Origin of the sequence: Prochlorococcus marinus str. SB (assembly GCF_000760115.1) — a bacterium.
GTDB lineage: Bacteria > Cyanobacteriota > Cyanobacteriia > PCC-6307 > Cyanobiaceae > Prochlorococcus_A > Prochlorococcus_A marinus_D.
In genome coordinates this window covers 601020-626057 of sequence record NZ_JNAS01000002.1, presented here as the reverse complement: position 1 = coordinate 626057, position 25038 = coordinate 601020, and the positions used below count along the sequence as shown (strand labels likewise).

The window sequence follows — 25038 nt, the reverse complement described above, 5'->3', positions numbered from 1 at the left end:
AAACATTTCTCAACTACTTATCATTTTAAGATATTAAGAGTTATGTGCGGAATAGTTGGAATTGTTTCTTCAAATGATGTAAATCAACAAATTTACGATAGTCTTTTGCTTTTGCAGCATAGAGGTCAAGATTCAACAGGTATAGCAACAATGGAAAATACTGTTTTTCATATACATAAGGTTAAAGGTCAGGTTAATACTGCTTATAGAACTAGGGATATGAGGAATTTAATTGGCAAAATTGGATTGGGTCATGTTAGGTATGCAACAAAGGGATCAGCAGAAAGTATAGAAGAAGCACAGCCTTTTTATGTTAATGCTCCTTATGGAATTGTTTTGATACATAATGGAAATTTGACTAATACCAGAGATTTAGAAAAACAGTTATTTAATGTCGACAAGCGGCATACAAATTCTTCAAGTGATACTGAAATGTTGTTAAATGTATTTGCGACAGAATTACAAGAACAAATTCATAATCAAGAATTAGAACCTGATATTATTTTTAATGCGGTCAAATCTTTACATAAAAGAATTCAGGGGTCATATGCTTCAATTGCGTTAATTTCAGGACATGGTTTATTAGCATTTAGAGATCCTTTTGGTATTAGGCCTTTAGTCATAGGGAAAAGACTTTCATTAACTACAAAAAAAGAAGAATGGATGGTTGCAAGCGAATCTTTAGTACTTGAGAATAATGATTATGAAGTAGTGAGAGATGTAGATCCTGGAGAAGCTGTTTTTATAAATCTTGATGGAGAGTTTTTCTCTAAACAATGTTCTGAAAATCCAATGTTATTTCCCTGTGCTTTTGAATATGTTTACTTAGCTAGGCCAGATTCAATTATGAATGGAATTTCAGTTTATAAAGCTCGGTTAAAGATGGGAGATTATCTAGCAGAAACAATAAAAGAAACAATCAATTCTGGAGATATTGATGTAGTTATGCCTATTCCTGATTCTTCACGACCCGCGGCAATGCAAGTTGCAAGACAGTTAGGGATAGAATATAGGGAAGGTTTTTTTAAAAATAGATATGTTGGTAGAACATTCATAATGCCTGGTCAGCAGAAACGTAAGAAATCTGTAAGGCAAAAATTAAATGCCATGAGTGCAGAGTTTAAAAATAAAAATGTATTAATTGTTGATGACTCGATAGTAAGAGGTACTACTTCAAAAGAAATTGTCCAGATGGCTAAAGATGCAGGAGCAAATAAAGTTTTTTTTACATCAGCAGCTCCTCCCGTTCGTTATCCCCATGTTTATGGAATTAATATGCCCAATAGAGATGAATTAATAGCTCACAATAGAACAACAAGTGAAATCGCCGATAAACTTGAAATTGATAACCTTGTTTATCAAAGTGTTGAAAGTTTGCGTAAATCTATAATTGGTGATTCTCATATTAAAGGTTTAGAGATGAGTTGTTTTACTGGTGATTATGTAACTGGAACAGTAAGTCAAGAATACTTAAATTGGGTTGAAAATGAATATAAATCTTAGTCGAGAAAGTTTTCAAGTCGGAAACAATTTTCAAGGTATTCATCATTATCTAATTTTAAAAAATCAATTAAAAAGTTTGATTTATGGGATTTGAAATTTAATTTATTTAGGTCTAATCTTGCAGATTTATTTTTATTAGTTTCGATATCTAGGAAATGGTTACTTGCCATAATTTTGAGGAAGTAATCGTTTTTAAGTTGGGTTTTTTCATTTAAATATCCCAAACTGTATTCATGTGAGCAGTAAATTTCATTACTATTTATGCAAAAGATTTTTCCTTGTTTAGATATTAAAAAAATATTTTCTCCATCATTAAATGGACAACAAGAAACGATTTTTTCAGATGGTAAAAGTTTTGCAATGATTAAACCTTGGGATTGTTTAGAAGTTGGTGTTAAAAATTTATTTGATAAATTAAATTTAAAAATTCTTCCTATCGAGGTTAATATTACTAAATCTTTCCTTTCATTAGAAATAAAAGAATCAATTGTTTTTAAATTATTTTTTAATTTTGTAATAGTGAAAGATCTATTGCTTTTAATCATATCTTCATCAAATAAAACTTTTTTAAATCTACCATCTGAATTTAATATGCATAAATAATTTAAAATGTCTTTTTTAATTGAGTGAAAATTTATTATTTCACTAGGATGAATATTTCCAAGAATTTTATTATCTAATTTATATTCTTTATTAAAATTTGATTCCCAATCAATATTTAATACTTTTCCCGTATTTGTTATTCCAATTAATTTTATATTTTTTTCAATATTACATATAAATTTTTGAATATTTTTATTATCTATAATTTTATTTACAACTTCAAATGATTTCTTGTAATTACCAAAAATCATCCTTTTTAAATAAAGTCTATTGTCTATGTATAATTTTGTTTTTTTATTTATAAAGTCTTCTAATATCTGATTATTAAGCGTTTCTAATTCTTCATTTTGATTTATATTTTTAATTATTCTTGTTTTACGTTTAACATTGTATTTTTTCTTTAATATTAATAATTCTTCTATAAGCAATTCAAGTAATAATTCTCTTTCGTTCAACAATTTTTGAAAATAATTCTTTTTTTCTTCTAAATTTTTTATATCGTTATCAATTTGATTTTTTTCTAGATTTGTTAATTTTTTTAGTGGCATATCCAAAACTGAATTTGCCTGTTTTTCACTTAAGAAAAAATTTTCTACTAATTTTGATCTAGCTTGCACAGAATTTTCTGATTCTTCTATAATCGCGATAACTTTTTTTATGTTTTTTGTAGCTTTAGATAAACCTTCTGATATTTCTAGTTTATCAAGAGTGTTTTTTAGAAAATAAAAAGTTCTTTTTCTAATTGTTTCTTCTCTAAATTCAAGAAAATAGTTGAGATATTTTTTCAGATTTAGTTGTACAGGTTTGCCTTTAATTAAGGCTAAGAATATTGCTCCAAAGTTTGTTTGGAGAGTTGTTTTTTTATATAAATTAGAAATAACAAGTTCAGTATTAGAATCTTTTTTTAGTTCTATTACAATTCTCATTCCATCTCTGTCGCTCTCATCTCTAATATCAGAAATCCCAATAATTTTGCCCGAATTAACAAGTTCTGCGAGTTTTTCAATCCAACCTGCTTTATTAATTTGGTAAGGAAGTTCAGTAATGATTATTGCATTCTTTTTATGTTTCCCTTTGCCTAAATTTACCTCTTCAGTATTTACAACTCCTCTTATAGTTATTGATCCTTTTCCAGTTTGATAAAGTTCTTCTATCGCATGACTATAAATTAATTCTCCGCCTGTAGGAAAATCAGGTCCTTTGATAATGTTAGAAAGTTTTTTATCACTAATATCTTTATTTTTAACTAAGGCAACTAAACCATCTACAATTTCGCCAAGGTTATGAGGCGGAATATTTGTTGCCATCCCAACAGCAATACCTGATGAGCCGTTCAACAATAAAAATGGAAGTTGAGCTGGAAGAACATCTGGTTCTTTTTGAGAACCGTCAAAGTTATTTGAAAAGGTTACTGTTTCTGATGCAATTTCTTCAAGAAATCCTTTATGAGCTATTGGAGCTAATCTGGTCTCTGTATACCTCATTGCTGCCGGCGGATCATTATCCACAGATCCAAAATTCCCATGCCCGTCAAGAGTAGGATATTTAGTTGAGAAATTTTGTACAAGCTTTACTAATGCATCGTAAACTGCTTGATCTCCATGAGGATGGTATTTTCCAAGTACATCTCCAACAACTCTTGCACACTTCCTGAATGGTTTATCAGGAGTTAAACCTAATTCATACATCGCGAATATGATTCTTCTTTGTACAGGCTTAAGACCATCTCTTGCATCAGGCAACGCACGTCCAACTATGACGCTCATTGCATACTCCAAATAAGAACGTTGCATTTCTTCTTGAAGCGAGATGGAAGTGAAGTTTTTCTTATCCATTAGAGCGCATACTTGAATAATTATTAATTAACTAAATTAAGACTAATAGGTAAAATAATATTTACCAGTATTGAACATTAAGATCATTCAATTATTTTGGATTTTGCCAGTATTACATCTTTTTTTAGTTGTTCATTTTGTAAAAGAATTTCTGTAGAGGCTTGTAATTTTTCTCCCCATAACTGTTCTTTTCTATAATCATAATTAACATATTTGGGATCTTTAGCCAAAGCTTTTTTTGCTAGCTTAATTGCCAATTTATTATCTTGGATATTTATACATGAGGCTAGGCCTAGTAATGGTTCAGCATTCTCCTCGATTGAGATTGCACTTTCAAAAAGTTTGCTTGCGAGATTCACTTTGTTTTTTTCGAAATAAGCTAAACCTTGATTGTTTATTGCTTGCCAGAAATCAGGCTTTATTTTTATAGACTTATCAAACAATTTGATAGCTCCCAAATAATTTTTTTCCATTAATAAAATATTTCCTAATTGAAAAATAGCTTTGTGATTATTTGGTTCAATGTTTATTCCTTTTTCCAAAGCATTCTTTGCTTTTGTCTGTTGAGAAATTTTTAAGTAAACATTACTTTTAGCAAAATATATTTCACTAATATTTGAATTGATCAGTTCTGCTTTATGTAGAGAACTTAATGCGTTTTTGTATTCTTTGTTAGCTATTTGTGCTTCAGCCAAAATCAACCATAGTTTTTCATCTTTTGCATTTATTTTTACTGCTAATTTGGCTAAGTTAAGACTGTCTTCATATTGACCAAAATAAAGTAGTTGATATGCATTTTTGCCTATATATAAACTTTGCTTTTGTAAATTTTTTTTTGTTGGGAAATAATAATAGGGAACTATTGCTCGAACTATTTCTATTTGAAAAAAATAAAAACAGATCAAGGAGATCCAGATTGTTTTTTTAAAAAACGACTTCATATCTTAATTTTTTTATTCTTCATATTTGCTTGTATATTTCTTTTCCACATCCATGGTTTAATTCTTTTTAAAGTAGTTCCTTTAAGATTTTCTTGCCACGTTTTATCGTCCCAATTGAGGGACTCAATATTAAGATTTTTAATCCATTCTTTTGGTTGGGTTTCATGATTATTGTTGTGTGGCACTGATTTATTCCATGGACAAACATCTTGACAAATATCGCATCCTGCAACCCATCCACCTAAATTTTTTTCTATTTTCTTTGGAATAGTTTTATCTCTGCTTTCTATTGTGTGATATGCAATGCAAAGATCTGATTGTATTACAAATGGTTCTACGATTGCTTTTGTAGGACAATGTTCAATACAAATATCACATTTTCCACAAAGTGACTCATGAGGTTTATCTGGCATTAAATCTTTTGTGAGAATCATAAAACCCAAAGTAAACCAAGAACCATTTTTTTTGCTGATTAAATTACTATTTTTACCTATCCAACCAATCCCTGCTTCCTCTGCCCATGCTTTTTCGAGAAGCGGAGAGGTATCAACACATATTTTCCATTTGCAATCAGGAATTTTTAGGTCGATCCATTGACCAATATTCTTTAATTTTTTGTGAATTACTTTATGATAGTCTTCACCTTGACTAAATTTAGCTACCTTGAGGAAATTGTTGTTGCTGTTTTGTGAATTAATGTAAGTAAATCCAACGCTTAAAACACTTTTTGCATCTTCAAAAAGTGAGCCTATATTTTTTCTTTTTTCTGCTTCCATCCATTTCATTTCAGCATGATAGTTATTTGATAACCATCTTTCTAATGCATTGGTTCTTAATTTTACGCGCGAACTTCCTGGCACTGAAGCTATTCCGGCAACTGTAAAACCTTCAAAAATAGCTCTTTCTTTTAATTTTTTACTTATTTCTTTTTTGTCTTGAATCGTATCAATCATTTCTTTTTCTTTATAGCATTTCTTTTAAAAGTTCTTTTTGCAAAATAAACTTATAAATAAAATAGATATATTTAAGAAAAATATATCTTAAATTAGTAAAAACAGTTAAATTATTAGTAAAGTTAATATAGTTAAAACGTTATTTTGGTTGAATCTAATCAAAATCAAGATTCTAATCTAGGATCTAGGCTTCAACAAGATCTCAAAAATGATCTTATTGCTGGGCTTTTAGTTGTAATACCCTTAGCAACGACAATCTGGCTCTCATCGCTAGTTAGTAAATTTGTTTTAACGTTAGTTACTTCAGTCCCAAAGCAACTAAATCCTTTTATTAATTTAAATCCTTTATTACAAGATTTAATTAACCTCACCTTAGGTTTAACTGTTCCTTTATTAGCTATTTTGCTTATAGGCTTAATGGCAAGAAATTTTGTAGGAAGATGGTTGTTAGAATTCGGAGAGGGTACTTTATCAAAAATTCCTGTAGCGGGAGCGGTTTATAAAACTCTTAAACAGTTGCTAGAAACTTTCTTAAGCAATAAATCTAATAGATTTAGACGAGTTGTTTTAGTTGAATATCCGCGTGAGGGACTATATAGTGTAGGCTTTGTAACTGGAGATGTAGGACCTTCTCTTCAGCCAGAATTGGAAGAAAAGTTACTTAGTGTTTTTATCCCTACAGCACCAAACCCAACTACTGGCTGGTATACACTCGTTCCTGAGTCTTCTGTTAAGGATTTGAATATTTCTGTTGAAGATGCTTTTAGAACAATAATTTCTGCTGGGATAGTTAATCCAGATGAGAAAAATAACACCACAAATCCAACATTTTCAAAATTGTTTTCTCAATTACGAGCTTCCACTAATACTTCTTCTTAATTGATGCATAATAGATCCCTTTCTAGAGAATTATCTTTAATTTCTCTTGGCCTTATAAAAGATAAAGGTGATTTTAAATTAAATAAATTTCAAATAGAAGAAATTTTTGAATCTGCTTTGGATTCTCTAATTAGCCATTGCAGAGAGGAATTAGATAATTGCGAGTCAGAGTTAGAAAATGCTTCACAAACAATATTAGATAGTGAATTGCAAGAGGGTGTTGATTCCTCGTATTCAAATGTTCGAGATGAGTTAAAAAAATCGCTTACAAAGATTGAAACCGTAATGAATACCCTCTCTGTCACTCTAGACTTTCCAAAATTAATAGTATCTAGTGGTCAAATAGATATTAGAGAGGATGTAAATCAAAGGATTTGTAATATAGTAAATAATCTTAAAAGTATTGACTCAGATATCGATCAAGTAATGGATGGTTGGAGATTAAAAAGATTACCAAGAATTGATAGGGATATTTTGCGTCTAGCTTACGTGGATATCAATTTTTTGAACACACCTGTCGCTGTTGCTTGTGATGAGGCTGTAAACTTAGCTAATAAATATAGTGATTTGCAAGGAAGAAAATTTATTAATGGAGTTTTAAGGAGATTACAAACAATTTAATTGTCATAATTATTTGATATAAATAAATAGTATTTAGAAAAATTTTAATTACGAACTATAGATAATAATGACTAATACTGATTCTGATAATTCTCGTGAATGGGCTGCACAAGCTTATGCACTTTTAAAAAAGCGACAGGAAGAGCAAAAGCAAGAATTAGAGAAGCAGGAAGAGCAAAAGCAAGAATTAGAGAAGCAGGAAGAGCAAAAGCAAGAATTAGAGAAGCAGGAAGAGCAAAAGCAAGAATTAGAGAAGCAGGAAGAGCAAAAGCAAGAATTAGAGAAGCAGGAAGAGCAAAAGCAAGAATCAATTGAAATTCCTAATAAAGAAAATATTGCTGAAACAGAATTAGGAGAATTTGATGATAATTTTACCTGGTCGGCAATGGTATTAGCTGCTCAAGGAAAAAAAATAAATCAAATATCGATTGATGAAATTGATTGGTTAACTAAATTACGGAGAGGATTAGAAGAAACCCGAAAAGGATTTGTTACCGAATTATTGGATAAATTAGGAGATGATCCTCTTACTCCTGAATCTCTTGATGATTTAGAGACTCTATTAATAAGAGCTGATGTAGGGATTGATTCAACCGATAAAGTTATAAGTTCTCTTAGAACAAAATTAAACGAGGAAGTCGTGGGTGGAGAAGCAGGAATAAAATTTTTGAAGAAGGAATTAAAATTAATTATCGATAAACCAATAAAAAATTCGGGTTCTGATCTTTTAGTTCCCCAAAAGGGTAAATTAAATGTCTGGTTATTAGTGGGAGTAAATGGTGTTGGCAAAACTACTACATTAGGCAAATTGGCATATTTGTCATCAAAAAGTAATTATAAAACTTTGATTGCTGCTGCTGATACTTTTAGAGCGGCTGCAGTAGAGCAACTTAAAGTTTGGGGAGATAGAAGTAATGTTGACGTTATATCTAATCAATCAAAAAATGCTGATCCAGCTGCTGTAGTTTTTGATGCAATTAATTCTGCAAAAAAAAGGAATGTTGATTTATTACTTGTTGATACAGCGGGTAGATTGCAAACAAAAAATAATTTGATGGATGAATTAGCAAAAATAAAAAAAATTATTGATAAAAAGGTCCCAGATGCACTTGTTGAATCATTATTAGTTTTAGATGCAAGTCAGGGGCAAAATGGCTTAAAACAAGCAAAAAGTTTCGCTAAATCGGCAGATTTAAGTGGAGCAATTATTACTAAATTAGATGGCACTTCTAGGGGAGGTGTTTCTTTAGCCGTATCTGAAGAAGTAAATTTGCCAATAAGGTTTATTGGAGCTGGAGAAGGTATAAAAGATTTGAGACCATTTAATAGTTATGAATTTGTAGAGGCTATGCTTGCAGATAAATAAAAATTTAATTAATTTTTTTTAAAAACTTAAATTTAATGTTAAAACATACTTAATCTATTGAATTTGTTTTGGATAATAATCAAAAAGAAAAAATATTTTCGAATAAAGTTGTCCAAAATTTTTTAGAAAATGATCCTAAATTCACGCTAAAAAATAAATATAAATTTGCTGAAATTGCATCTTCTCTAGCATATTATTTAAAATCATTTTCTAACATAAATAAATTACTGGATTATGTTTGTTTAATTTTTAAACATATTTTTTCTGAGAATATAATTTTAATTATCCCTTTAAATTACGAGGGGGAGATATGGAATGAAAATATAAAAATTTCTGTTAACTATGAATATTCAACAATTCAAGAAGCGATTAATAGTTTTTTGGATCAATTTCATTTTTCAAAAAATTTTAAAATAAAAGAAATTGTAACTTTTGAAAATGCTTTAAAAAATAAATTTAAAGAATATAAAATTGAAGCAAAAAAAATAATATCTAGAGGCAAATGTAGAGGATTTATTTATATTTTTAGCGAAGATATTTCTAGAAAGTCGATTACTGAAGATAGTAATTTTAATTTTATTGAAAATTGTCTAGCTGTTGGATTAGAAAATTACTACCTAATTAAAACAAAGAAAAAGCATGAGAATGTAGATAGAGAAATTTCCACTGGTGCTGAAATTCAATCTCAATTACTCCCGGATTATTGTCCAATTATCCATGGTATAGACATGGCTGCACATTGTAGACCAGCTTTTCAGCTAGGTGGAGATTACTATGATTTTATGTGCTTAAAGACTAATATTTCTGAAAAAAGGAAAGAAAAATCAAGATGGGCCTTTGTAATAGGTGATGTCATGGGTAAAGGGATTCCAGCTGGTCTTTTAATGACTATGTTAAGAGGCATGCTTCGTGCAGAGGTTCTTACAGGTCTTCCTCCAGATAGAATTTTGCATGATTTGAATCAACTAGCAATAAATGATTTAGATCAATCGCATAGATTTGTGACATTATTTTACTCAGATTATGATCCTAGAACTAGAAAATTGAGATTCGCTAATGCAGCTCATAATCCTCCTTTGCTTTGGAAAAGTTCAGATCAGAAAATTATTAGACTAGATGCAAAAGGATTTGTACTTGGACTACAAAAAGATGCTGAATATCATTGTGGTGAAATCAAGCTTAATCAAAATGATCTAGTACTTTATTACACAGATGGAGTAATTGATACTTCTAATTCTTTAGGACAAAGATTTGATGAGGAAAGATTAATTAAAACTCTTACAAAATTGTGTAAGCAATCTTATACATCCCAAGAGATATTAAATAAAATATTTAAAAAGCTAGACGATTTTACAGGTCAAAATAGACATCTTGAAGATGATGCTTCAATGGTTATTTTTCAATTGAAATAGATATTTTTGTCACTTATATAAAAAAATGCTTTAGTAGAGATACTTAACATTACTAATTGACATGGCAAAAGTTTGGAGTAAAAGGTTTGATAATGCACTTGACCCTTTTATTGAAAAGTTTAATGCCTCAATTGGTTTTGATAGAAAGCTCATTTTAGAAGATTTAGATTGCTCGATTGCTCATGCAACAATGCTTGGCAAAACTAAAGTTTTATCTTCTTCTGAAGCTTTGCAAATTATTAATGGATTAGAATCAATAAAAGTGGAGTATTTGGAGGGTAAATTTAGTCCTGGCCCACCTTCTGAAGATATTCACTATTGTATAGAAGAAAAGCTTATAAGTTTAATTGGTGAAACCGGAAAAAAATTACATACAGGTAGAAGTAGAAATGATCAAGTGGGCACAGATATACGATTGTGGCTAAGAAAAGAGATTGATAATATTGCAATTTTAATAATTGATTTACAAAAATCCTTCTTAAATCTTGCGAAATCCAATATTTATACCTTAATTCCTGGATATACCCACATGCAAAGAGCTCAACCTTTATCTTTGGCCCATCATTTATTGGCTTATATAGAAATGCTCCAAAGAGACCGTGAAAGGTATAAAGAAGTACGCTCCAGAGTTAATATTTCTCCGTTAGGAGCTGCAGCTTTAGCTGGAACAAAAATAAAAATAGATAGGCAATTTACAGCTGCAGAATTGGGTTTTGAAAAGATTTATAAAAACAGTATTGATGCAGTTAGTGATAGAGATTTTTGTATAGAGTTTGTTTCTGCCTCTTCTTTGTTGATGTCCCATTTAAGTAAAATTTCAGAGGAGATAATTTTATGGGTAACTGATGAATTTTCTTTTGCAAAATTAACAGATAAATGTGCCACAGGAAGCAGCTTAATGCCGCAGAAAAAAAATCCTGACGTTCCAGAATTGATAAGAGGTAAGACAGGAAGAGTGTATGGGCATCTCCAGGCGTTATTAACAATGGTCAAAGGGGTACCACTTTCATACAATAAAGATTTTCAAGAGGATAAAGAGCCAATATTTGATACTGCAGAAACAATATCTTCTTGTATTAAAGCGATGACTATTTTAATTAATGAGGGTATTGAATTTAATGAAAAAAATCTATCTGATTCTGTAGAAAACGACTTTTCTAATGCTACTGATTTAGCAGATTATTTAGTTGGTAAAGATGTTCCTTTTAGGACTGCCTATCAAGTTGTTGGTCAAATCGTTAAATATTGCCTGGAGAGAAAAGTGTTATTTAAAAATCTCAAAATTGATGAGTTTAAAAATTTTCATCCTGAATTTGATGAGGATGTTTTTGTGGACCTTAAACCTCTGAATGTCGTTAAATCAAGAAATAGCGAAGGTGGTACAGGTTTTGATCAGGTAGAAAAAGAGGTAAATAATTGGCAAAAAAGATTGTTACTTTGAATCTCAATTATTTTTCTACAACAAGGGTATGCTTTGAAGTAGAATAGTAAAGCAACGTTATGAGACTACTCAGTGTAGTTTTTTTATAAGGTAAATTTTTTGTTGAGTTTAAAGTGAGTATTTTTGTTGGCAATTTGCCGTTCCGCGCAGAGCGTGAAGATGTTATACAGTTGTTTGCCCCTTTTGGTGAGGTTTTAAATTGTTCTCTTCCCTTGGAGCGGGATACTGGAAGGAAAAGAGGATTCGCTTTTATTGAAATGGCAGATGAAGCGATTGAGTCAAAAGCTATTGATGGTTGGCAAGGCACGGAACTTATGGGTAGGCCATTAAGAATTAATAAAGCTGAGCCAAGAAGTTCTGGTGGATCTCGTAGAGGAGGAAGAGGTGGCTACGGAGGCGGCAATAACGGCGGCTACAATGGCGGTAATAACGGTGGCGGTTACGGAGGTGGCGGTAATAACGGTGGTGGCTACGGTGGCGGTTACGGAGGTGGCGGCTATGGCGGCGGTAATAACGGTGGCGGTTACGGAGGTGGCGGTAATAACGGTGGTGGCTACGGTGGCGGTTACGGAGGTGGCGGTAATAACGGTGGTGGCTACGGTGGCGGTTACGGAGGTGGCGGCTATGGCGGTGGTAATTCTAGATCTAATATCTCTAACCCTAATAAAGCTTCTGGAGCAGAAGGTTGGGAAGACAGAAGTTATGGAAATTCTTCTGAAAACTCTGAATATGAAAATGGTAGGAGCAGGAGAAAAAGGGGATTGTCCAATGAGAGCAATGCTTCAAATGAGACAAATTAGTAACCCATTTCTTTAAGCGACGTTGTTAAATTAAATAAATAATCAATAGTTAATTCTTTTTTAATAGATTTATTTGAAATTTGATTTCTCCAAATTTTAGCTTTTGGTATACCTTCCACTAAATTTATAAGATGTTTACAAATATCCCAAGATTTTCCTCCATTACTTAAATGCGCTTCTATGTATGGAATTAAGGAGAATATAATATTTGAAGCTGATTTGGGTTTTGTATTAATTCCATAAATTTTTTGATCAATTTCAGACCACCTTAAGGGATGTTTATAAATTGACCGTCCAATCATGACACCATCAAAATCATTTAAGGCTTTTAATGATTCATCGATATTTGTTAAACCCCCATTGATTTCAATTAATAATTGGGGATTTGAATTTTTTAATCTTTTTACTACATCATAATTAAGTGGAGGTATGGACCTGTTTTGTTTTGGATTTAGACCTTTTAATATTGCTTTTCTTGCATGAACTGTAAATCTGTCTGCACCAGCATTTGCGATAATTCTTACGAATTTATTCAAGTAAACGAAACTATCATCATTATCCACACCGATTCTGTGTTTGATAGTAACCGGTAAGTTGCAATTATTTTTTAAGGACTCTATACATTTTGCAACTTTTTCAGGATCTTTCATAAGTGAAGCGCCAAAATTTCCAGAGCAGACCCTTGGACTTGGACAGCCAACATTAAAGTTTATTTCGTCATAACCCCAATCCTCTGCCATTTGGGCTGCCTCTTTAAGGATTTTAGGATCGTCCCCACCAAACTGAATTGATATAGGGTGTTCTTCACCATTAAAGTCTAAAAAATTTTCTTTTTTATTCGTATAAACTAAACTCTGGGCCACAATCATTTCCGTATACAATAGGGCTTCAGAACTTATTTTTCTCATTATCATTCTGAAATGCTTATCAGTACAATCCATCATTGGAGCAATACTTAATTTACGAATATTTTTAATAGAATTAAATTGAATGGATTTCATTACTTTTGTGTGATTTAAATATATGAATCAATTTCTATCAAGAAGAATTTTTATTCTAATTCCTACTATGTCAATCTTAAAAAAAATCTTTAAGCCAATGCAAGTATTAGCATCTTCACTTGCTTCTAAAGAAGAGTGGAACTTATCAAAAGACGAATGGAAAGCTAGGCTTAGTCCAGAATCTTATTATATTTTGAGGGAGGAAGGGACTGAAAGAGCTTTTAGCAGCAAATTAAATAATGAGAAGGGGAAAGGGATTTTTCACTGTGCAGGATGCGATTTGCCGCTTTTTTCCTCAGATAAAAAATTTGATAGTGGTACAGGATGGCCAAGTTTTTGGGATTCAATTCAAGGATCAATAGAAACAAAAGTTGATTTTAAGTTAATTGTTCCTAGAACCGAATATCATTGTTCTAGATGTGGAGGCCATCAGGGACATGTCTTCAATGATGGGCCACTTCCTACTGGCAAAAGATACTGCAACAACGGATTAGCATTAAGGTTCGTTCCTGACTAAATATTTGTGCGGCCTTCCGCAACTTGTGTTGTGCATCACTTTATTGGACAATAGTTTTATTAAATTTTAGAAAAATGATTGAAAAATCAGACAATATTGACAATAAAGAGAATGATGATTCTAATCTCGATAATGCTCCTGAAGATACATCATCTACCCAAACCTTAACAACCGAAAATGATGAATTATCTTCTCAAGAAAAAGAAGAAATAAATACTGAAGAATTAAAAAATACTATTTCAAATAATGATGCCAGATTAGAACAATTAGAAAAAGAGCATGAAACATTAAAAAATCAATATGTAAGGATTTCAGCAGATTTTGATAATTTCAGAAAAAGGCAGTCTAGGGATCAGGACGATTTAAAAATCCAACTTGTTTCCAAGACTATAACTGCCATACTTCCTATTGTTGACAATTTTGAGAGAGCAAGACAACAACTTAAACCAGAAAATGAGGAAGCTCAAGCTCTTCATAGAAGTTATCAAGGATTGTATAAACAACTAGTAGAAGTTTTAAAACAACAGGGAGTGTCACCCATGAGAGTTGTTGGTCAGCAATTTGATCCAAACTTGCATGAAGCTGTATTAAGAGAACCTAGTGAAGAGTTTGAAGAGGATTATATTATTGAAGAATTGCAGCGAGGATATCATCTAGAAGGTAAGGTGTTGAGACATGCATTGGTTAAGGTATCTATGGGACCTGGTAAACAAAATTCACAACAGGAAGTAGAAAAGGATACAGTTGAAGGGGATGTTAATTCAGAGGCAAATACTTCTGAAGATGTATAAATTCCAAATTCTTATTTGAGCATTATCTAATGGCTGATTTTTACCAAATACTTGGAGTTTCAAGAGATGCTGATGCGGATACCTTAAAAAGGGCTTATAGAAAATTAGCAAGACAATATCATCCTGATGTTAATAAAGAACCTGGTGCGGAAGATAAATTTAAAGAAATTGGTAAGGCTTACGAAGCATTAGCTGATCCTGAAACTAGAGCAAGATATGACCAATTTGGCGAAGCTGGTCTTGGAGGCGCAGCTGGAATGCCTGATATGGGAGATATGGGTGGCTTTGCAGATTTATTTGAAACTTTTTTTAATGGCTTTGGGGGGCAAAATCCACAAGGAGGAAGAACACAAAGAAGAGGTCCTCAGCAAGGAGATGATCTAAGGTATGACCTTAATGTTGACTTTAAAGATGCAATTTTTGGCCAACAAAGAGAAATTAAAATTCCTCATTTGGAGACATGTGAAGTCTGTAGGGGAACAGGTGCAAAACCAGGAACCGGCCCCAAAACTTGTTCAACATGTGGTGGAAGTGGACAAGTTAGAAGAGCTACAAGAACACCTTTTGGTAATTTCACACAAGTAGCTGAATGTCCTTCATGTAATGGGGCTGGCCAGATAATTGCAGATCCATGTGTAACTTGCGGCGGTAATGGCGTAAAGCAAGTCAGAAAAAAATTAAGAATTAATATTCCTGCAGGAGTTGATACTGGCACTAAATTAAGAGTTTCCGGCGAGGGAAATGTTGGTTTGAAAGGGGGTCCACCTGGAGATCTTTATGTTTTTATAAAGGTTAAGAATGATTCAAAACTTAAAAGAGATGGTGTAACTATTTACTCAGAAATAGCAGTGAGTTATTTACAGGCTATTTTAGGCGACACTGTAAAAATCACTACAGTTGATGGAGATGTTGATTTAAAAATTCCAAGTGGTATTCAGCCAAATACAACTCTTTCACTTGAGAATAAAGGGGTACCTAGACTTGGAAATCCGGTTGCGAGAGGAAATCATGAAGTCTTAGTAAAAGTAAAATTACCAACTCGTATAACCGACGCAGAACGAGAGCTTTTAGAGGGTTTAGCTTCTCAATATTCAGATAAAAATATTAATTCCAGTAGTGGACTGTTTAGTAAATTATTTGGTAAAGAATCTTAATGACTGCCTTAAAGCATTTGGATCTTAAATCTGTTCCATGTCCTTTAAATGTTGTCAAAATTAAATTGGCTTTGGAGAAGTTATCTAAAAATGAACAACTTATTGTTGAACTAGATAAAGGTGAACCAGAAGAAATGGTATTAAACAATTTAAAAGAGATGGGATGTTTGTTTAAACAAATCAAAGAAAATGAAAAATTTATAAAAATAAAAATATTGAATGAAAACTAATATTAAATATTTAGGTTTAGTTACGAAAAAATTTAATGATTTTTTTTTAGTTGATTTAAAAAATCAAGGAAACTCTGGAAATAGCCAGAAATTTTTATGTAAGGTTAAGAAGTCTATAAATTTCAAGGATCAATTAATTTATGTTGGAGACGAAGTAGCGATTGAAAAAATTGATTTTAAAAGTAAACGCGCAATAATAACAAGTCTAAAAAAAAGAAAAAATCTTTTAGTTAGACCCTCAGTTGCAAATATTTCTAACATATATGTTACTTTTTCCGTTCAAGAACCAGAGTTAAATTTATCTCAAGTTAATAGGTTTTTGATATCAGCAGAATCAATGGGAGTTGAAGTCTCATTAGTTTTGACAAAGTGTGATTTAATTTCTGATAAAAGAAGATCATATCTAATTGATAAATTTGAGAAATGGGGTTATCGAGTAATAACTTTAAATTTACAGAAATCTGATTCCTTTAAAAATTTATTAGCTGAGGTAAAGAAAAAAGATTGTTCAATTTTTATGGGTCCATCTGGAGTTGGCAAAACTACCTTGCTAAATATGATTATTCCAGGGCTTCAAAATAGTACTTCTCCAGTTTCCAATAAAATTAAGAGAGGAAAAAACACTACTCGAAATGTTGAGTTATTTTCTATTTCGAATCAAAGTTACATTGTGGATACTCCTGGTTTTAACATGCAACCTCTAGAGGTTGATATTAAGTTGTTACCAAATTTTTATTCAGAAATATATAAACAGGTAATCGAAGAAGGAATTAAGTGTAAATTTCGTAATTGCTTACATTTAAACGATGAGGGATGTAATTTAAATAAATCCTTCGAAAGATATTCTTTTTATAAAGAAATGATTGAGTCTTCTAAGAGTCACTATTATCAAAACCAGGAAGATTGAGATTTAATCCACCAGTCAAATCATTCATCCTTTCTTTCATAGTTGTAGTTGATAATTCATGAGCTTTTTGAATAGCTTGTAGAATGCTTTGCTCTATTTGTTCTTTATTTGCATTTAAAATATTTTCTTGTACTTCTACCTTTAAAGGAAGTTGGTTTCCACTAATCCAAACTTTTATCATCTCATCATCACTTGTGCCTTCAATCTCCATATTTTCAAGTTCATCTTGTAATTTTTGAGCATCTTGCTGAATTTGTTTAGCTTTTTTAAAAGCTTCTGTAAGTTGTCCAAAGTTAGGAAGTCCAAAACCCGCCATTTTGTAAAAACGTTTCTTTAGATAGGATAGTCAAAACCAATCATTCTTACTTCCGGTTGCAAATAAATCCCTTTGTTTTGTAGTACTTTTTGTTGAATTACTGTTATTAATTCATAAATATCTTTTGAACTTGCTGAAGAAGTGTTAATAATAAAATTTGAATGCATTGTAGAAATTTCGGCATCGCCAATTTTAAATCCCTTTAAACCCATATCATCAATTAATTTTGCTGCATAATTATTTTCAGGATTTTTAAAAACACTACCAAAGCTTGGTTGATGATATGGTTGTGTTTCGGTTTTTAATTTAAGGTTATTTTTGGTTGTTTGAATTAATTTTTCTAGATTTCCATTAGGTTCAAAATGTAATCTTGCACTAATAATTGTTAAATCGTTTCTTTGAAAAGAGCTAAATCTATACTCAAAATTGATATCTTTTTTTTCAATTTCAATTTTTTCAAGAGTTTTATTATTAATAACTTTTACGGAAATAAGATTTTTTGCTAGCGATAAATTACCTGTGCCAGCATTCATATAAATTGCTCCTCCTAATGTTCCTGGAATTCCCACAGCCCATTCCCCTCCTTGTAATCGATTTTTAGCAAGAGAATTAGATAATGTTGGGAGCATTACACCTGCTTCCGCTTCAATAATTCCTGAATATGGATCTATCTTTAGTGATTTCAATTTTTTTGTACAAACAACTAAGCCTTTTATGAAAATATTATTTATTAAAAGGTTTGAACCTGCGCCAATTATTTGACATCTTTGGTTTTTTAAATTAGCCCATTTTATTAGATATGAAAGTTCTTCAACGCTTCTTGGCTCAGCAAAATATTCAGCTACTCCTCCCACTTTTATAGTTGTGTAACTACTTAAATTACGGTTTTCAGAAAAATTTTTTTTATTCATAATTTAGTTATTTATTTTAATTATTTTTTTCATTTAAAATTGACCAGAAATTATGACAATCACCAGCTCCCATATTCAAAATTAAATCCCCTTTTCGAGTTAATTCGTAAAAATTCTTTGTAACTTCATAATAATTATTTATGTAACTAACATTTTTATTTTTTTTATAAATCAGATCCGTAATAATTTTCGAAGTAATGTTATCTTCGTTTCCTTCTCCTGCTCCATAAATACTTGTTACATAAATAACATCTGCTTTTGATAATTCTTCAGCGAATTCTTTATTAAATTGCTTTACTCGAGAATATCTATGAGGTTGAAATAAAGCAATTAATCTATTTTTTTGAAATTCATTCTTATTTTTTTGCTTAATGAATAATCTTCCTAATTTAATCGTCTCTTTTATTTCTTTTGGGTGATGTGCATAATCATCATATAAGCTTCTTTCATCTATTTGGCCTCTAAATTCAAATCTTTTTTTTGGCAGTTTCAAATATTTTAAATTTTTCTTAATTTCTATAAAATCTACTCCTATCATTCTGGAAGCTGCTATTGCTGCTGTGATATTGGATAGATTGTGTAGTCCTGGAATTGGAATATTTAAATTACTGATAAAATTTTCATTTTCATAATATTTCCCAATTGTATACTTTGAATTAATTTCAGTTGGGATTATTGCATATGCTACGTTTTTAGCCGTAGAGTTTGACCACTTAAAATTAGAATAAAAATTTTTTCTTGAGGTTTTACAATCAAAATTAAGTAATAATTTTTTAGAGTTTTTAGCGAAACTTTTAAAAGAAGATATGACTTCAGTTAAATTAGAAAAGTGATCGCAATGATCAAAATCAATATTATTGATTATTCCAATATCACATTTATATTTGTCAATAGTCCCATCAGATTCATCAACTTCAGCTACTAAGTATTTTGTATTTTCTAAATGACAATTAGAGTTGTAAATAGGAATTATTCCTCCAGTTATTGAAGAAGAATTACTTGTACATAACTCAAGTATCGTAGAAAGAAATGTACTAGTTGATGTTTTTCCGTGGCTGCCTGCTATCGCCAATGCAGTATAAGTGTGCATTAGCATTGCAAGTATCTCTGAACGATGTTTTATTGATAAATTTTTTTCTTTGCAATACGATAATTCTTCATTTTCTGGCTTGATCGCGGAGCTTACAACAAAATTAATCAATCTGTTGGTAAATTTTGAAGTAACAAATTCAATATTTTGTCGAACTTGAGAAGTAAAGATTACTGCACCTAGTTTCTCCAATTTATTAGTTTCATCGTTTTTAACTAAATCAGATCCTGAAACTGAACAACCTTTTTTAAGTAAACCCATTGCTAATGCTGACATCCCAATACCTCCGATCCCAATAAAATGAAAATGACTTTTCAAAAGTAATTTTTTATCCAATGTTTATCTTTTACTTAAATCAAAATAACTTCTAGGTAAAATTTTGCTATTTTTTCTTAAAAAAAAATGTTTTTTTTTCTTGAATTAATACAAAACTAGACTTATTTGCTTAATAAATCAAAAAAACCTTACGTTATTGCACAAAATTCAGTATGATCAGCAACTTAGGTTAATCATTTAGAAATTATTAGTTATGACTTTGCGTGTTGCAATTAACGGCTTTGGCAGAATTGGTCGAAACTTTATGCGTTGTTGGCTTAGTAGAGGAGCTTACACCAATATTGAAGTAGTCGGAATTAACGTTACATCAGATCCTAAGACTAATGCTCATTTATTAAAATATGACTCAGTCCTTGGTCAGCTTGATGGTGTTGATATTCAATATACTGATGATACTTTTGTAATTAATAACAAAACAATTAAATGTTTCTCAGACAGAAACCCACTGAATCTCCCCTGGAAAGACTGGGGTGTAGATTTGGTTATTGAATCTACTGGAGTATTTAATACAGACGTAGGTGCAAGTAAGCACTTAGAGGTAGGAGCAAAAAAAGTTATCTTAACTGCTCCTGGTAAAGGCGATGGCGTTGGTACTTTTGTAGTTGGAGTGAATGCTGATACATATAAACACAAAGATTACGATATTTTGAGTAATGCTAGTTGCACAACTAACTGTTTAGCTCCAGTAGTCAAAGTTTTAGATCAAACTTTTGGGATTAATAAAGGTTTGATGACTACAATTCATAGTTATACAGGTGATCAAAGAATTTTAGATAATAGTCATAGAGATCTAAGAAGGGCTAGAGCTGCAGCTACAAACATCGTTCCTACTTCTACAGGAGCCGCAAAAGCAGTTGCTCTTGTATACCCAGAAATGAAAGGCAAATTAACTGGAATTGCAATGAGAGTACCAACTCCTAACGTTTCAGCAGTAGATTTTGTTTTTGAATCTTCTAAATCTGTCACGGCTGAAGAAGTCAATAATGCTCTCAAGGAAGCATCTCTAAGTACAATGAAAGGCATTATTAAGTATGGAGATGAACCATTAGTCTCAAGCGATTATGCAGGTACCAATGAATCATCAATTGTAGATAGTGATCTTACTATGTGTATCGGTGATAACCTTGTAAAGGTGCTTGCATGGTATGACAATGAGTGGGGTTATAGTCAGAGAGTTGTAGATTTAGCAGAGATTGTTGCTAAAAATTGGGAGTAATTAAAAGTGTTTGAAAGGCGTGTTATTAAATAATTTGTTTTTTTTATTATCTTTAAATTCTATTGATGGTTCACCATCAGTAAAAAAACCAATCTCGTTAATATCTTTATCAAGTTTAGATAAATTTTCTGCCCATTCTTTGGGCAATGAGAAAACTAATTCATAATCTTCTCCTCCAAAAAAATAGTATTCGTCCCATTTATCTCCTTTAGGCCAATCCTTATCTTTAGGTATTTTTTCATAGTTTATGATCGCTTTGCAGTTGCTAGCTATTGTTAAATCTTTTAAGGCTTGAAATAGGCCATCACTGCTATCAGTACATCCTATTCTCCTTATATTTTTATTCGAGCGAGTTTTGAGGAGATTATTTAGAAAATTTGGGTAAACTTTAGGGCGACAAAAATGTTCAATAGACTTAAGGATTAATCTTTCATTAAGAGAAAATTCATTATCGAAATTAATTTTATTTTGTATCAAAAATCCCAGTTTGCTAAGACCGTGAATTCCTGTAGTAAAAATTATATCTCCTGGTTTACATGCGTTTCTTCTTAATTCAAGCTCGCCTTGAATTCCAAAGGCCGTAATTGAAATTATTTTTTCATTCCCCTTTGAGCAATCTCCCCCTAGAATCAATCCGCCATATTCTTTTAATGCTTTATTTATTCCTTTGTATACTTCTTCAACCCAAATCCACTCAGTTCTAACAGGTAGAACTAGGCTTATTGTAATACCAATAGTTTTCTTGCTTCCACTAGATAATAAGTCAGAGATGTTGCTTACAACTGCTTTCCACCCAAGGTCTTGAGGACAAATACTAATATCATTGAAATGGACATTTTCCACTAAAGAATCAGTATTAACAAGTAAATTTTCATTTTTAGTTTTGATTAAAGCGCAATCATCTGAAGCTTGATTTTTAGGCATAAATTTTCCAAGCCTATTTATTAATTCTTTTTCCCCTATATCTTCTAATATTTCTTTATGCATTTAATTTGAGGTTTTCAATCCCTTCTAAAACATCAATTGAAATTATTGTGTCATCTTTAGTAAGGTCTTCTAATATATCAAATCCATCTACAACGTAACCAAAGGCAGCATTCCTCCCGTCAATTAAATTGCGACCCGCTGGATTTAATTCTGCTTCATATAAAAAGAAGAAAAACTGCGATGACCCATCATCAACTGCGGCATTAGAATGGGACCATCCTAGAGTTCCAAGTGTTGCAAAAGGTAATGTTGGAGTCTCTGTATAAAGACCTAAATCTTCAAAAGTTTGATTGTAAAAAGTATCTTGTTCATCAGGAATTCTTATTTCTAAGGGAACGTGACGTTCTGAGTTTGTTTTAGGATCTATGTAACCAATATCATCACCAATTGGATCACCTGTTTGCAGTACAAAAAATTCTTCTGCTCTGTTAATCGGTAAATCTTTGTAGAAGTTTTTTGAGGATAAATCTATAAATGCTCCTGCTGTAAGTGGGGCGTTAAATCCATCCACAATTGCTTGCATATCTCCTTTGGAGGTTTTTATATTAACTTTTGCTCTGCCCAGTAATCTCGGTAAATTATCAAATTCCTGGGGAATAGAGTATGGAAATTCTTTTGGTAGAAAATATTCTTCTAATCCACCTATTTTATCTAAAGCATTTCTTCGAGTCGCTATAAAAGAGTATTTATCCTTAGATTTAGAGTAATCTTGAAGGTTATCAAAATTTTCTTTGAGTTCTAAAAATGTTTTGTCAGCAATCTTCTTTTTATCTTTTGGCAATTCTTGAATAATTTTACTTTGGTATTTTTTTAGCAAAGATTGACATTTTGTAACAGTTTTCGTAAGAGCGGGCCATCTTCCTCCTCTTACAAGGTCACTAGTTTCTTCCAATTTGTGTTGAATTTCTTGTAACTCAACTTGCTTGATAGGGAGTGCGTTTCTGAGGATTGCATTAGGGTCTTTTACTGCATTTCCAGTAGGTAAATCAGCTAATACTTGAATAGGTTTTAAAAGAAAAACCTGTAAAATTACAATAGATAGAATTAAGAAAAGTTTGTTCTGATTTGATAAGAATTTTTGCATAGCACTCTTGCAGGTTTATGATCCTTGGGGGATGTAAATACAGGAATGATTTCCAGTAACGATTTTCGCACAGGTACTACCATCGAATTGGATGGACAAGTTTGGCGTGTTGTAGAATTTCTACATGTCAAGCCTGGTAAGGGTTCTGCTTTCGTACGAACAAAATTAAAATCAGTTCAAAGCGGCAACGTTGTTGAAAAAACTTTTCGAGCCGGAGAATCAGTACAGCAGGCTATCCTTGAGAAGTCTAACCTGCAGCATACTTATGTGGAGTCTGGAGATTATGTTTTTATGGACATGACAAGTTTTGAAGAGACAAGACTCACCTCTGAACAAATCGGTAAAGGCGCAAAGTATTTGAAAGAGGGAATGGAGGTTAATGTAATTTTCCATAATGGTAAAGTTTTAGAAGTAGAACTTCCAATATCTATAACTTTGAAAGTTACAGAGACTGATCCAGGAGTTAAAGGTGATACTGCTAGTGGGGGCACGAAACCAGCTATTCTAGAAACAGGTGCTCAAGTTATGGTTCCTTTATTTATTTCTGTGGGAGAAATGATTAAAGTTGATACTCGAAATGACACTTATCTTGGACGTGAAAATTAATGGCTATGAAATTAGATCATGATGATTTAGATCGCTTAATTGAGAAAATCTCTACAAGTGATATACAAGAGTTCTCGCTAGAGGGAGAAGATTTTAAACTCGAAATAAAAAGGAATGTATTTGATCAGAATCAAGTTACTAATAATTTAGTTTCTAATACTTCATTTGATAATCAGACAATTGCTAATCAAAAAAATATTAATGATAACATCCCTGTTGTTAATGAGCCTGAAGAACCTCAGGTGGCACCCCCAGGACGTTCTGACCTAACTGAAATTACTTCTCCTATGGTTGGTACATTTTATAGGGCTGCAGCGCCTGGCGAGGAGCCATTTGTAGAAGTAGGAAATAACGTTAAGGTCGGTCAAACTATTTGTATTTTGGAAGCAATGAAGTTAATGAATGAAATTGAATCTGAATTTAACGCTGAAATTGTAGAGATTCTCGTTGAAAATGGAACTCCAGTTGAATTTGGTCAAGTTTTAATGCGTGTTAAGCAGTCTTGAATTGTTAGTCATCTCTACCGCAGCCTTAATAGCCTCAATCATGCTTTGAGATTGAGCAATTCCTTTGCCAGCAATATCAAATCCCGTTCCATGATCTGGAGATGTTCTTATAAAAGGTAAACCGATTGTGGTATTTACGGAGTAATTAAGAGCTATAACTTTCATTGGTATTAAACCTTGATCATGATACATAGCAAGAATGCCATCATGTTTTTCAGCATCTTTGTCATTCCATGCTTTTACCGAAGAATTCCAGCAACTATCTGGTGATAAAGGGCCAAATAATCTAATATCTTTATTCTTCTCATTCCACATAGTTAATGCATCATTCAGCCAATCCTTTTCTTCATGACCTAAAAGACCTTCTTCGCCGGCATGAGGGTTTAATCCTGCGACTTTTAAAGTAGGTTTATCAGTATAGGTATTACAAAAATTTTTGAAAAGATCCAATTTAGAGTGGATTAATTCTGTAGTTAATTTCCTGGGAACCTCAGAAAGGGATATGTGGGTTGTAGCTAGTAAAGTATTAAATCTCCAACCCGTAATTGGTGATTTTGCTGTAAATAACATTCCAACGTTTTTTACTCCACATGCTTTTGCTAATACTTCAGTTTGACCAGAGAAGTAATGACCTGCTAGAGACCAAGATTTCTTGCAAATTGGTCCTGTTACAAGTGCTGAATTAGGATATTGTTTTACAATTTCTATTGCTTTCGTTAAATATTGGAAACTTGAATCACCGTAACTTGATTTAGAATCATTATCTAATGAAGAAATTTCGAGATCATGTATCTTTAAATTTCTTGGATTTGCAAGGTTTTCTAATCCTAATGATTTAAGATATTCGTATGTATTTTGTAGATTTTTTTTTGATCCGACTAATATAAAATCAATATTTTTTGGTATCTGATTAGAATAAAGTGCTTTTAAAATTATTTCAGGTCCAATACCTGACTCATCTCCAACGCTTAATACAACCTTCAATATTTTATCTGTTTTTTGAAAATTCATAAAAATTTTTAATTTATTTTT

At 31.6% G+C, this 25038-nt stretch carries 25 protein-coding genes; 15 read left to right on the top strand and 10 right to left on the bottom strand.

The window, feature by feature from the left end; genetic code table 11:
- The first annotated feature begins 42 nt into the window (after positions 1-42).
- Positions 43-1503, top strand: a complete 1461-nt coding sequence (purF, locus tag EV02_RS02965; RefSeq protein ID WP_032519888.1) for an amidophosphoribosyltransferase — start codon at positions 43-45, stop codon at positions 1501-1503.
- Here purF and EV02_RS02970 read toward each other — a convergent pair.
- From EV02_RS02970 to queG, 3 genes are all read right to left on the bottom strand, one after another.
- Positions 1500-3941, bottom strand: coding sequence for a DNA gyrase/topoisomerase IV subunit A (locus EV02_RS02970; RefSeq protein WP_032519887.1), 2442 nt, complete (start codon positions 3939-3941; stop codon positions 1500-1502). The two genes, purF and EV02_RS02970, sit on opposite strands and share 4 nt — an antisense overlap.
- A gap of 83 nt (positions 3942-4024) precedes the next feature.
- Entirely contained in the window at positions 4025-4882 is an 858-nt protein-coding gene (locus tag EV02_RS02975; RefSeq protein ID WP_032519886.1) for a hypothetical protein, read from the bottom strand.
- Positions 4879-5835: a tRNA epoxyqueuosine(34) reductase QueG gene (gene queG, locus EV02_RS02980; RefSeq protein WP_032519885.1), complete on the bottom strand. Its 957-nt coding sequence runs from the start codon at positions 5833-5835 to the stop codon at positions 4879-4881. Before queG ends, EV02_RS02975 begins: the two co-directional genes overlap by 4 nt.
- Before the next feature lie 144 nt (positions 5836-5979).
- On the opposite strand from queG, the gene EV02_RS02985 reads away from it, so the two are divergent.
- From EV02_RS02985 to EV02_RS03005, 6 genes are all read left to right on the top strand, one after another.
- Positions 5980-6714, top strand: a complete 735-nt coding sequence (locus EV02_RS02985; protein ID WP_025879972.1) for a DUF502 domain-containing protein — start codon at positions 5980-5982, stop codon at positions 6712-6714.
- Between the two features lie 3 nt (positions 6715-6717).
- On the top strand, positions 6718-7335 hold the full coding sequence (gene nusB, locus EV02_RS02990; RefSeq protein ID WP_032520485.1) for a transcription antitermination factor NusB: 618 nt from the start codon (positions 6718-6720) through the stop codon (positions 7333-7335).
- A 67-nt stretch (positions 7336-7402) separates the two neighbouring features.
- Positions 7403-8701 carry a signal recognition particle-docking protein FtsY gene (gene ftsY / locus EV02_RS0108830; protein WP_032519882.1) on the top strand — a complete coding sequence of 433 codons (1299 nt, stop codon included), beginning with the start codon at positions 7403-7405 and terminating at the stop codon, positions 8699-8701.
- A 68-nt stretch (positions 8702-8769) separates the two neighbouring features.
- The gene (locus tag EV02_RS02995) at positions 8770-10113 is read left to right on the top strand and encodes a PP2C family protein-serine/threonine phosphatase (RefSeq protein WP_032519881.1); all 1344 of its coding nucleotides are present in this window, start codon (positions 8770-8772) and stop codon (positions 10111-10113) included.
- A 61-nt stretch (positions 10114-10174) separates the two neighbouring features.
- Complete coding sequence (argH, locus tag EV02_RS03000) at positions 10175-11554, top strand: argininosuccinate lyase (RefSeq protein ID WP_032519880.1); 1380 nt, start codon at positions 10175-10177, stop codon at positions 11552-11554.
- A gap of 113 nt (positions 11555-11667) precedes the next feature.
- A complete protein-coding gene (locus EV02_RS03005; RefSeq protein WP_032519878.1) occupies positions 11668-12354 on the top strand; it encodes an RNA recognition motif domain-containing protein in 687 nt (228 codons plus the stop codon).
- Here EV02_RS03005 and dusA read toward each other — a convergent pair.
- Positions 12351-13355, bottom strand: a complete 1005-nt coding sequence (gene dusA / locus EV02_RS03010) for a tRNA dihydrouridine(20/20a) synthase DusA (RefSeq protein WP_032519877.1) — start codon at positions 13353-13355, stop codon at positions 12351-12353. The two genes, EV02_RS03005 and dusA, sit on opposite strands and share 4 nt — an antisense overlap.
- A 22-nt stretch (positions 13356-13377) precedes the next feature.
- On the opposite strand from dusA, the gene msrB reads away from it, so the two are divergent.
- The 5 genes from msrB to rsgA all read left to right on the top strand — a co-directional run bounded on the left by msrB (position 13378) and on the right by rsgA (position 16954).
- Entirely contained in the window at positions 13378-13872 is a 495-nt protein-coding gene (msrB, locus tag EV02_RS03015; RefSeq protein WP_032519875.1) for a peptide-methionine (R)-S-oxide reductase MsrB, read from the top strand.
- 74 nt (positions 13873-13946) lie between these two features.
- A complete protein-coding gene (grpE, locus tag EV02_RS03020) occupies positions 13947-14663 on the top strand; it encodes a nucleotide exchange factor GrpE (protein WP_032519874.1) in 717 nt (238 codons plus the stop codon).
- Between the two features lie 29 nt (positions 14664-14692).
- Positions 14693-15817, top strand: coding sequence for a molecular chaperone DnaJ (gene dnaJ / locus EV02_RS03025; protein WP_032519873.1), 1125 nt, complete (start codon positions 14693-14695; stop codon positions 15815-15817).
- On the top strand, positions 15817-16047 hold the full coding sequence (locus tag EV02_RS03030) for a sulfurtransferase TusA family protein (RefSeq protein WP_032519871.1): 231 nt from the start codon (positions 15817-15819) through the stop codon (positions 16045-16047). The genes dnaJ and EV02_RS03030 overlap by 1 nt, the downstream gene beginning before the upstream one ends.
- Positions 16037-16954, top strand: coding sequence for a ribosome small subunit-dependent GTPase A (gene rsgA / locus EV02_RS03035; protein ID WP_032519869.1), 918 nt, complete (start codon positions 16037-16039; stop codon positions 16952-16954). The genes EV02_RS03030 and rsgA overlap by 11 nt, the downstream gene beginning before the upstream one ends.
- Here rsgA and EV02_RS03040 read toward each other — a convergent pair.
- From EV02_RS03040 to murC, 3 genes are read right to left on the bottom strand one after another with little or no spacing between them, the layout of a single operon-like run.
- Positions 16920-17270 carry a YbaB/EbfC family nucleoid-associated protein gene (locus EV02_RS03040; protein WP_032519868.1) on the bottom strand — a complete coding sequence of 117 codons (351 nt, stop codon included), beginning with the start codon at positions 17268-17270 and terminating at the stop codon, positions 16920-16922. The two genes, rsgA and EV02_RS03040, sit on opposite strands and share 35 nt — an antisense overlap.
- 17 nt (positions 17271-17287) lie before the next feature.
- The gene (gene murB / locus EV02_RS03045) at positions 17288-18181 is read right to left on the bottom strand and encodes a UDP-N-acetylmuramate dehydrogenase (RefSeq protein ID WP_032519867.1); all 894 of its coding nucleotides are present in this window, start codon (positions 18179-18181) and stop codon (positions 17288-17290) included.
- Between the two features lie 16 nt (positions 18182-18197).
- Positions 18198-19607: a UDP-N-acetylmuramate--L-alanine ligase gene (gene murC / locus EV02_RS03050; RefSeq protein WP_032519866.1), complete on the bottom strand. Its 1410-nt coding sequence runs from the start codon at positions 19605-19607 to the stop codon at positions 18198-18200.
- A gap of 193 nt (positions 19608-19800) precedes the next feature.
- Here murC and gap point away from each other — a divergent pair, with 193 nt between their 5' ends.
- The gene (gap, locus tag EV02_RS03055) at positions 19801-20823 is read left to right on the top strand and encodes a type I glyceraldehyde-3-phosphate dehydrogenase (protein WP_032519865.1); all 1023 of its coding nucleotides are present in this window, start codon (positions 19801-19803) and stop codon (positions 20821-20823) included.
- Here the strand turns inward: gap and thiL are convergent, their stop codons facing one another.
- Together thiL and EV02_RS03065 are read right to left on the bottom strand one after the other, a co-directional pair.
- Entirely contained in the window at positions 20824-21810 is a 987-nt protein-coding gene (gene thiL, locus EV02_RS03060) for a thiamine-phosphate kinase (RefSeq protein ID WP_032519864.1), read from the bottom strand.
- Entirely contained in the window at positions 21803-22894 is a 1092-nt protein-coding gene (locus EV02_RS03065; RefSeq protein ID WP_032519863.1) for a peptidylprolyl isomerase, read from the bottom strand. Before EV02_RS03065 ends, thiL begins: the two co-directional genes overlap by 8 nt.
- A 45-nt stretch (positions 22895-22939) precedes the next feature.
- Between EV02_RS03065 and efp the strand changes: the two genes are divergently transcribed.
- Both efp and accB read left to right on the top strand, forming a co-directional pair.
- A complete protein-coding gene (gene efp, locus EV02_RS03070; protein WP_025923778.1) occupies positions 22940-23500 on the top strand; it encodes an elongation factor P in 561 nt (186 codons plus the stop codon).
- Positions 23500-24006: an acetyl-CoA carboxylase biotin carboxyl carrier protein gene (gene accB, locus EV02_RS03075; RefSeq protein WP_032519862.1), complete on the top strand. Its 507-nt coding sequence runs from the start codon at positions 23500-23502 to the stop codon at positions 24004-24006. Before efp ends, accB begins: the two co-directional genes overlap by 1 nt.
- On the opposite strand, the gene pdxA is transcribed toward accB, so the two are convergent.
- The gene (gene pdxA / locus EV02_RS03080) at positions 23983-25017 is read right to left on the bottom strand and encodes a 4-hydroxythreonine-4-phosphate dehydrogenase PdxA (RefSeq protein WP_032519861.1); all 1035 of its coding nucleotides are present in this window, start codon (positions 25015-25017) and stop codon (positions 23983-23985) included. The two genes, accB and pdxA, sit on opposite strands and share 24 nt — an antisense overlap.
- Between the last annotated feature and the right edge of the window lie 21 nt (positions 25018-25038).

Bases quoted from the DNA above. Each gene is read 5' to 3' on its own strand.
- thiL (WP_032519864.1), bottom strand. From the start codon at position 21,810: ATGCATAAAGAAATATTAGAAGATATAGGGGAAAAAGAATTAATAAAT.
- accB (WP_032519862.1), top strand. From the start codon at position 23,500: ATGGCTATGAAATTAGATCATGATGATTTAGATCGCTTAATTGAGAAA.
- gap (WP_032519865.1), top strand. From the start codon at position 19,801: ATGACTTTGCGTGTTGCAATTAACGGCTTTGGCAGAATTGGTCGAAAC.
- dnaJ (WP_032519873.1), top strand. From the start codon at position 14,693: ATGGCTGATTTTTACCAAATACTTGGAGTTTCAAGAGATGCTGATGCG.
- ftsY (WP_032519882.1), top strand. From the start codon at position 7,403: ATGACTAATACTGATTCTGATAATTCTCGTGAATGGGCTGCACAAGCT.
- msrB (WP_032519875.1), top strand. From the start codon at position 13,378: ATGAATCAATTTCTATCAAGAAGAATTTTTATTCTAATTCCTACTATG.
- EV02_RS03065 (WP_032519863.1), bottom strand. From the start codon at position 22,894: ATGCAAAAATTCTTATCAAATCAGAACAAACTTTTCTTAATTCTATCT.
- rsgA (WP_032519869.1), top strand. From the start codon at position 16,037: ATGAAAACTAATATTAAATATTTAGGTTTAGTTACGAAAAAATTTAAT.
- nusB (WP_032520485.1), top strand. From the start codon at position 6,718: ATGCATAATAGATCCCTTTCTAGAGAATTATCTTTAATTTCTCTTGGC.
- EV02_RS03030 (WP_032519871.1), top strand. From the start codon at position 15,817: ATGACTGCCTTAAAGCATTTGGATCTTAAATCTGTTCCATGTCCTTTA.
- purF (WP_032519888.1), top strand. From the start codon at position 43: ATGTGCGGAATAGTTGGAATTGTTTCTTCAAATGATGTAAATCAACAA.
- efp (WP_025923778.1), top strand. From the start codon at position 22,940: ATGATTTCCAGTAACGATTTTCGCACAGGTACTACCATCGAATTGGAT.
- queG (WP_032519885.1), bottom strand. From the start codon at position 5,835: ATGATTGATACGATTCAAGACAAAAAAGAAATAAGTAAAAAATTAAAA.
- argH (WP_032519880.1), top strand. From the start codon at position 10,175: ATGGCAAAAGTTTGGAGTAAAAGGTTTGATAATGCACTTGACCCTTTT.
- EV02_RS02970 (WP_032519887.1), bottom strand. From the start codon at position 3,941: ATGGATAAGAAAAACTTCACTTCCATCTCGCTTCAAGAAGAAATGCAA.
- dusA (WP_032519877.1), bottom strand. From the start codon at position 13,355: ATGAAATCCATTCAATTTAATTCTATTAAAAATATTCGTAAATTAAGT.
- murB (WP_032519867.1), bottom strand. From the start codon at position 18,181: ATGAATAAAAAAAATTTTTCTGAAAACCGTAATTTAAGTAGTTACACA.
- EV02_RS03040 (WP_032519868.1), bottom strand. From the start codon at position 17,270: ATGGCGGGTTTTGGACTTCCTAACTTTGGACAACTTACAGAAGCTTTT.
- grpE (WP_032519874.1), top strand. From the start codon at position 13,947: ATGATTGAAAAATCAGACAATATTGACAATAAAGAGAATGATGATTCT.
- EV02_RS02975 (WP_032519886.1), bottom strand. From the start codon at position 4,882: ATGAAGTCGTTTTTTAAAAAAACAATCTGGATCTCCTTGATCTGTTTT.
- pdxA (WP_032519861.1), bottom strand. From the start codon at position 25,017: ATGAATTTTCAAAAAACAGATAAAATATTGAAGGTTGTATTAAGCGTT.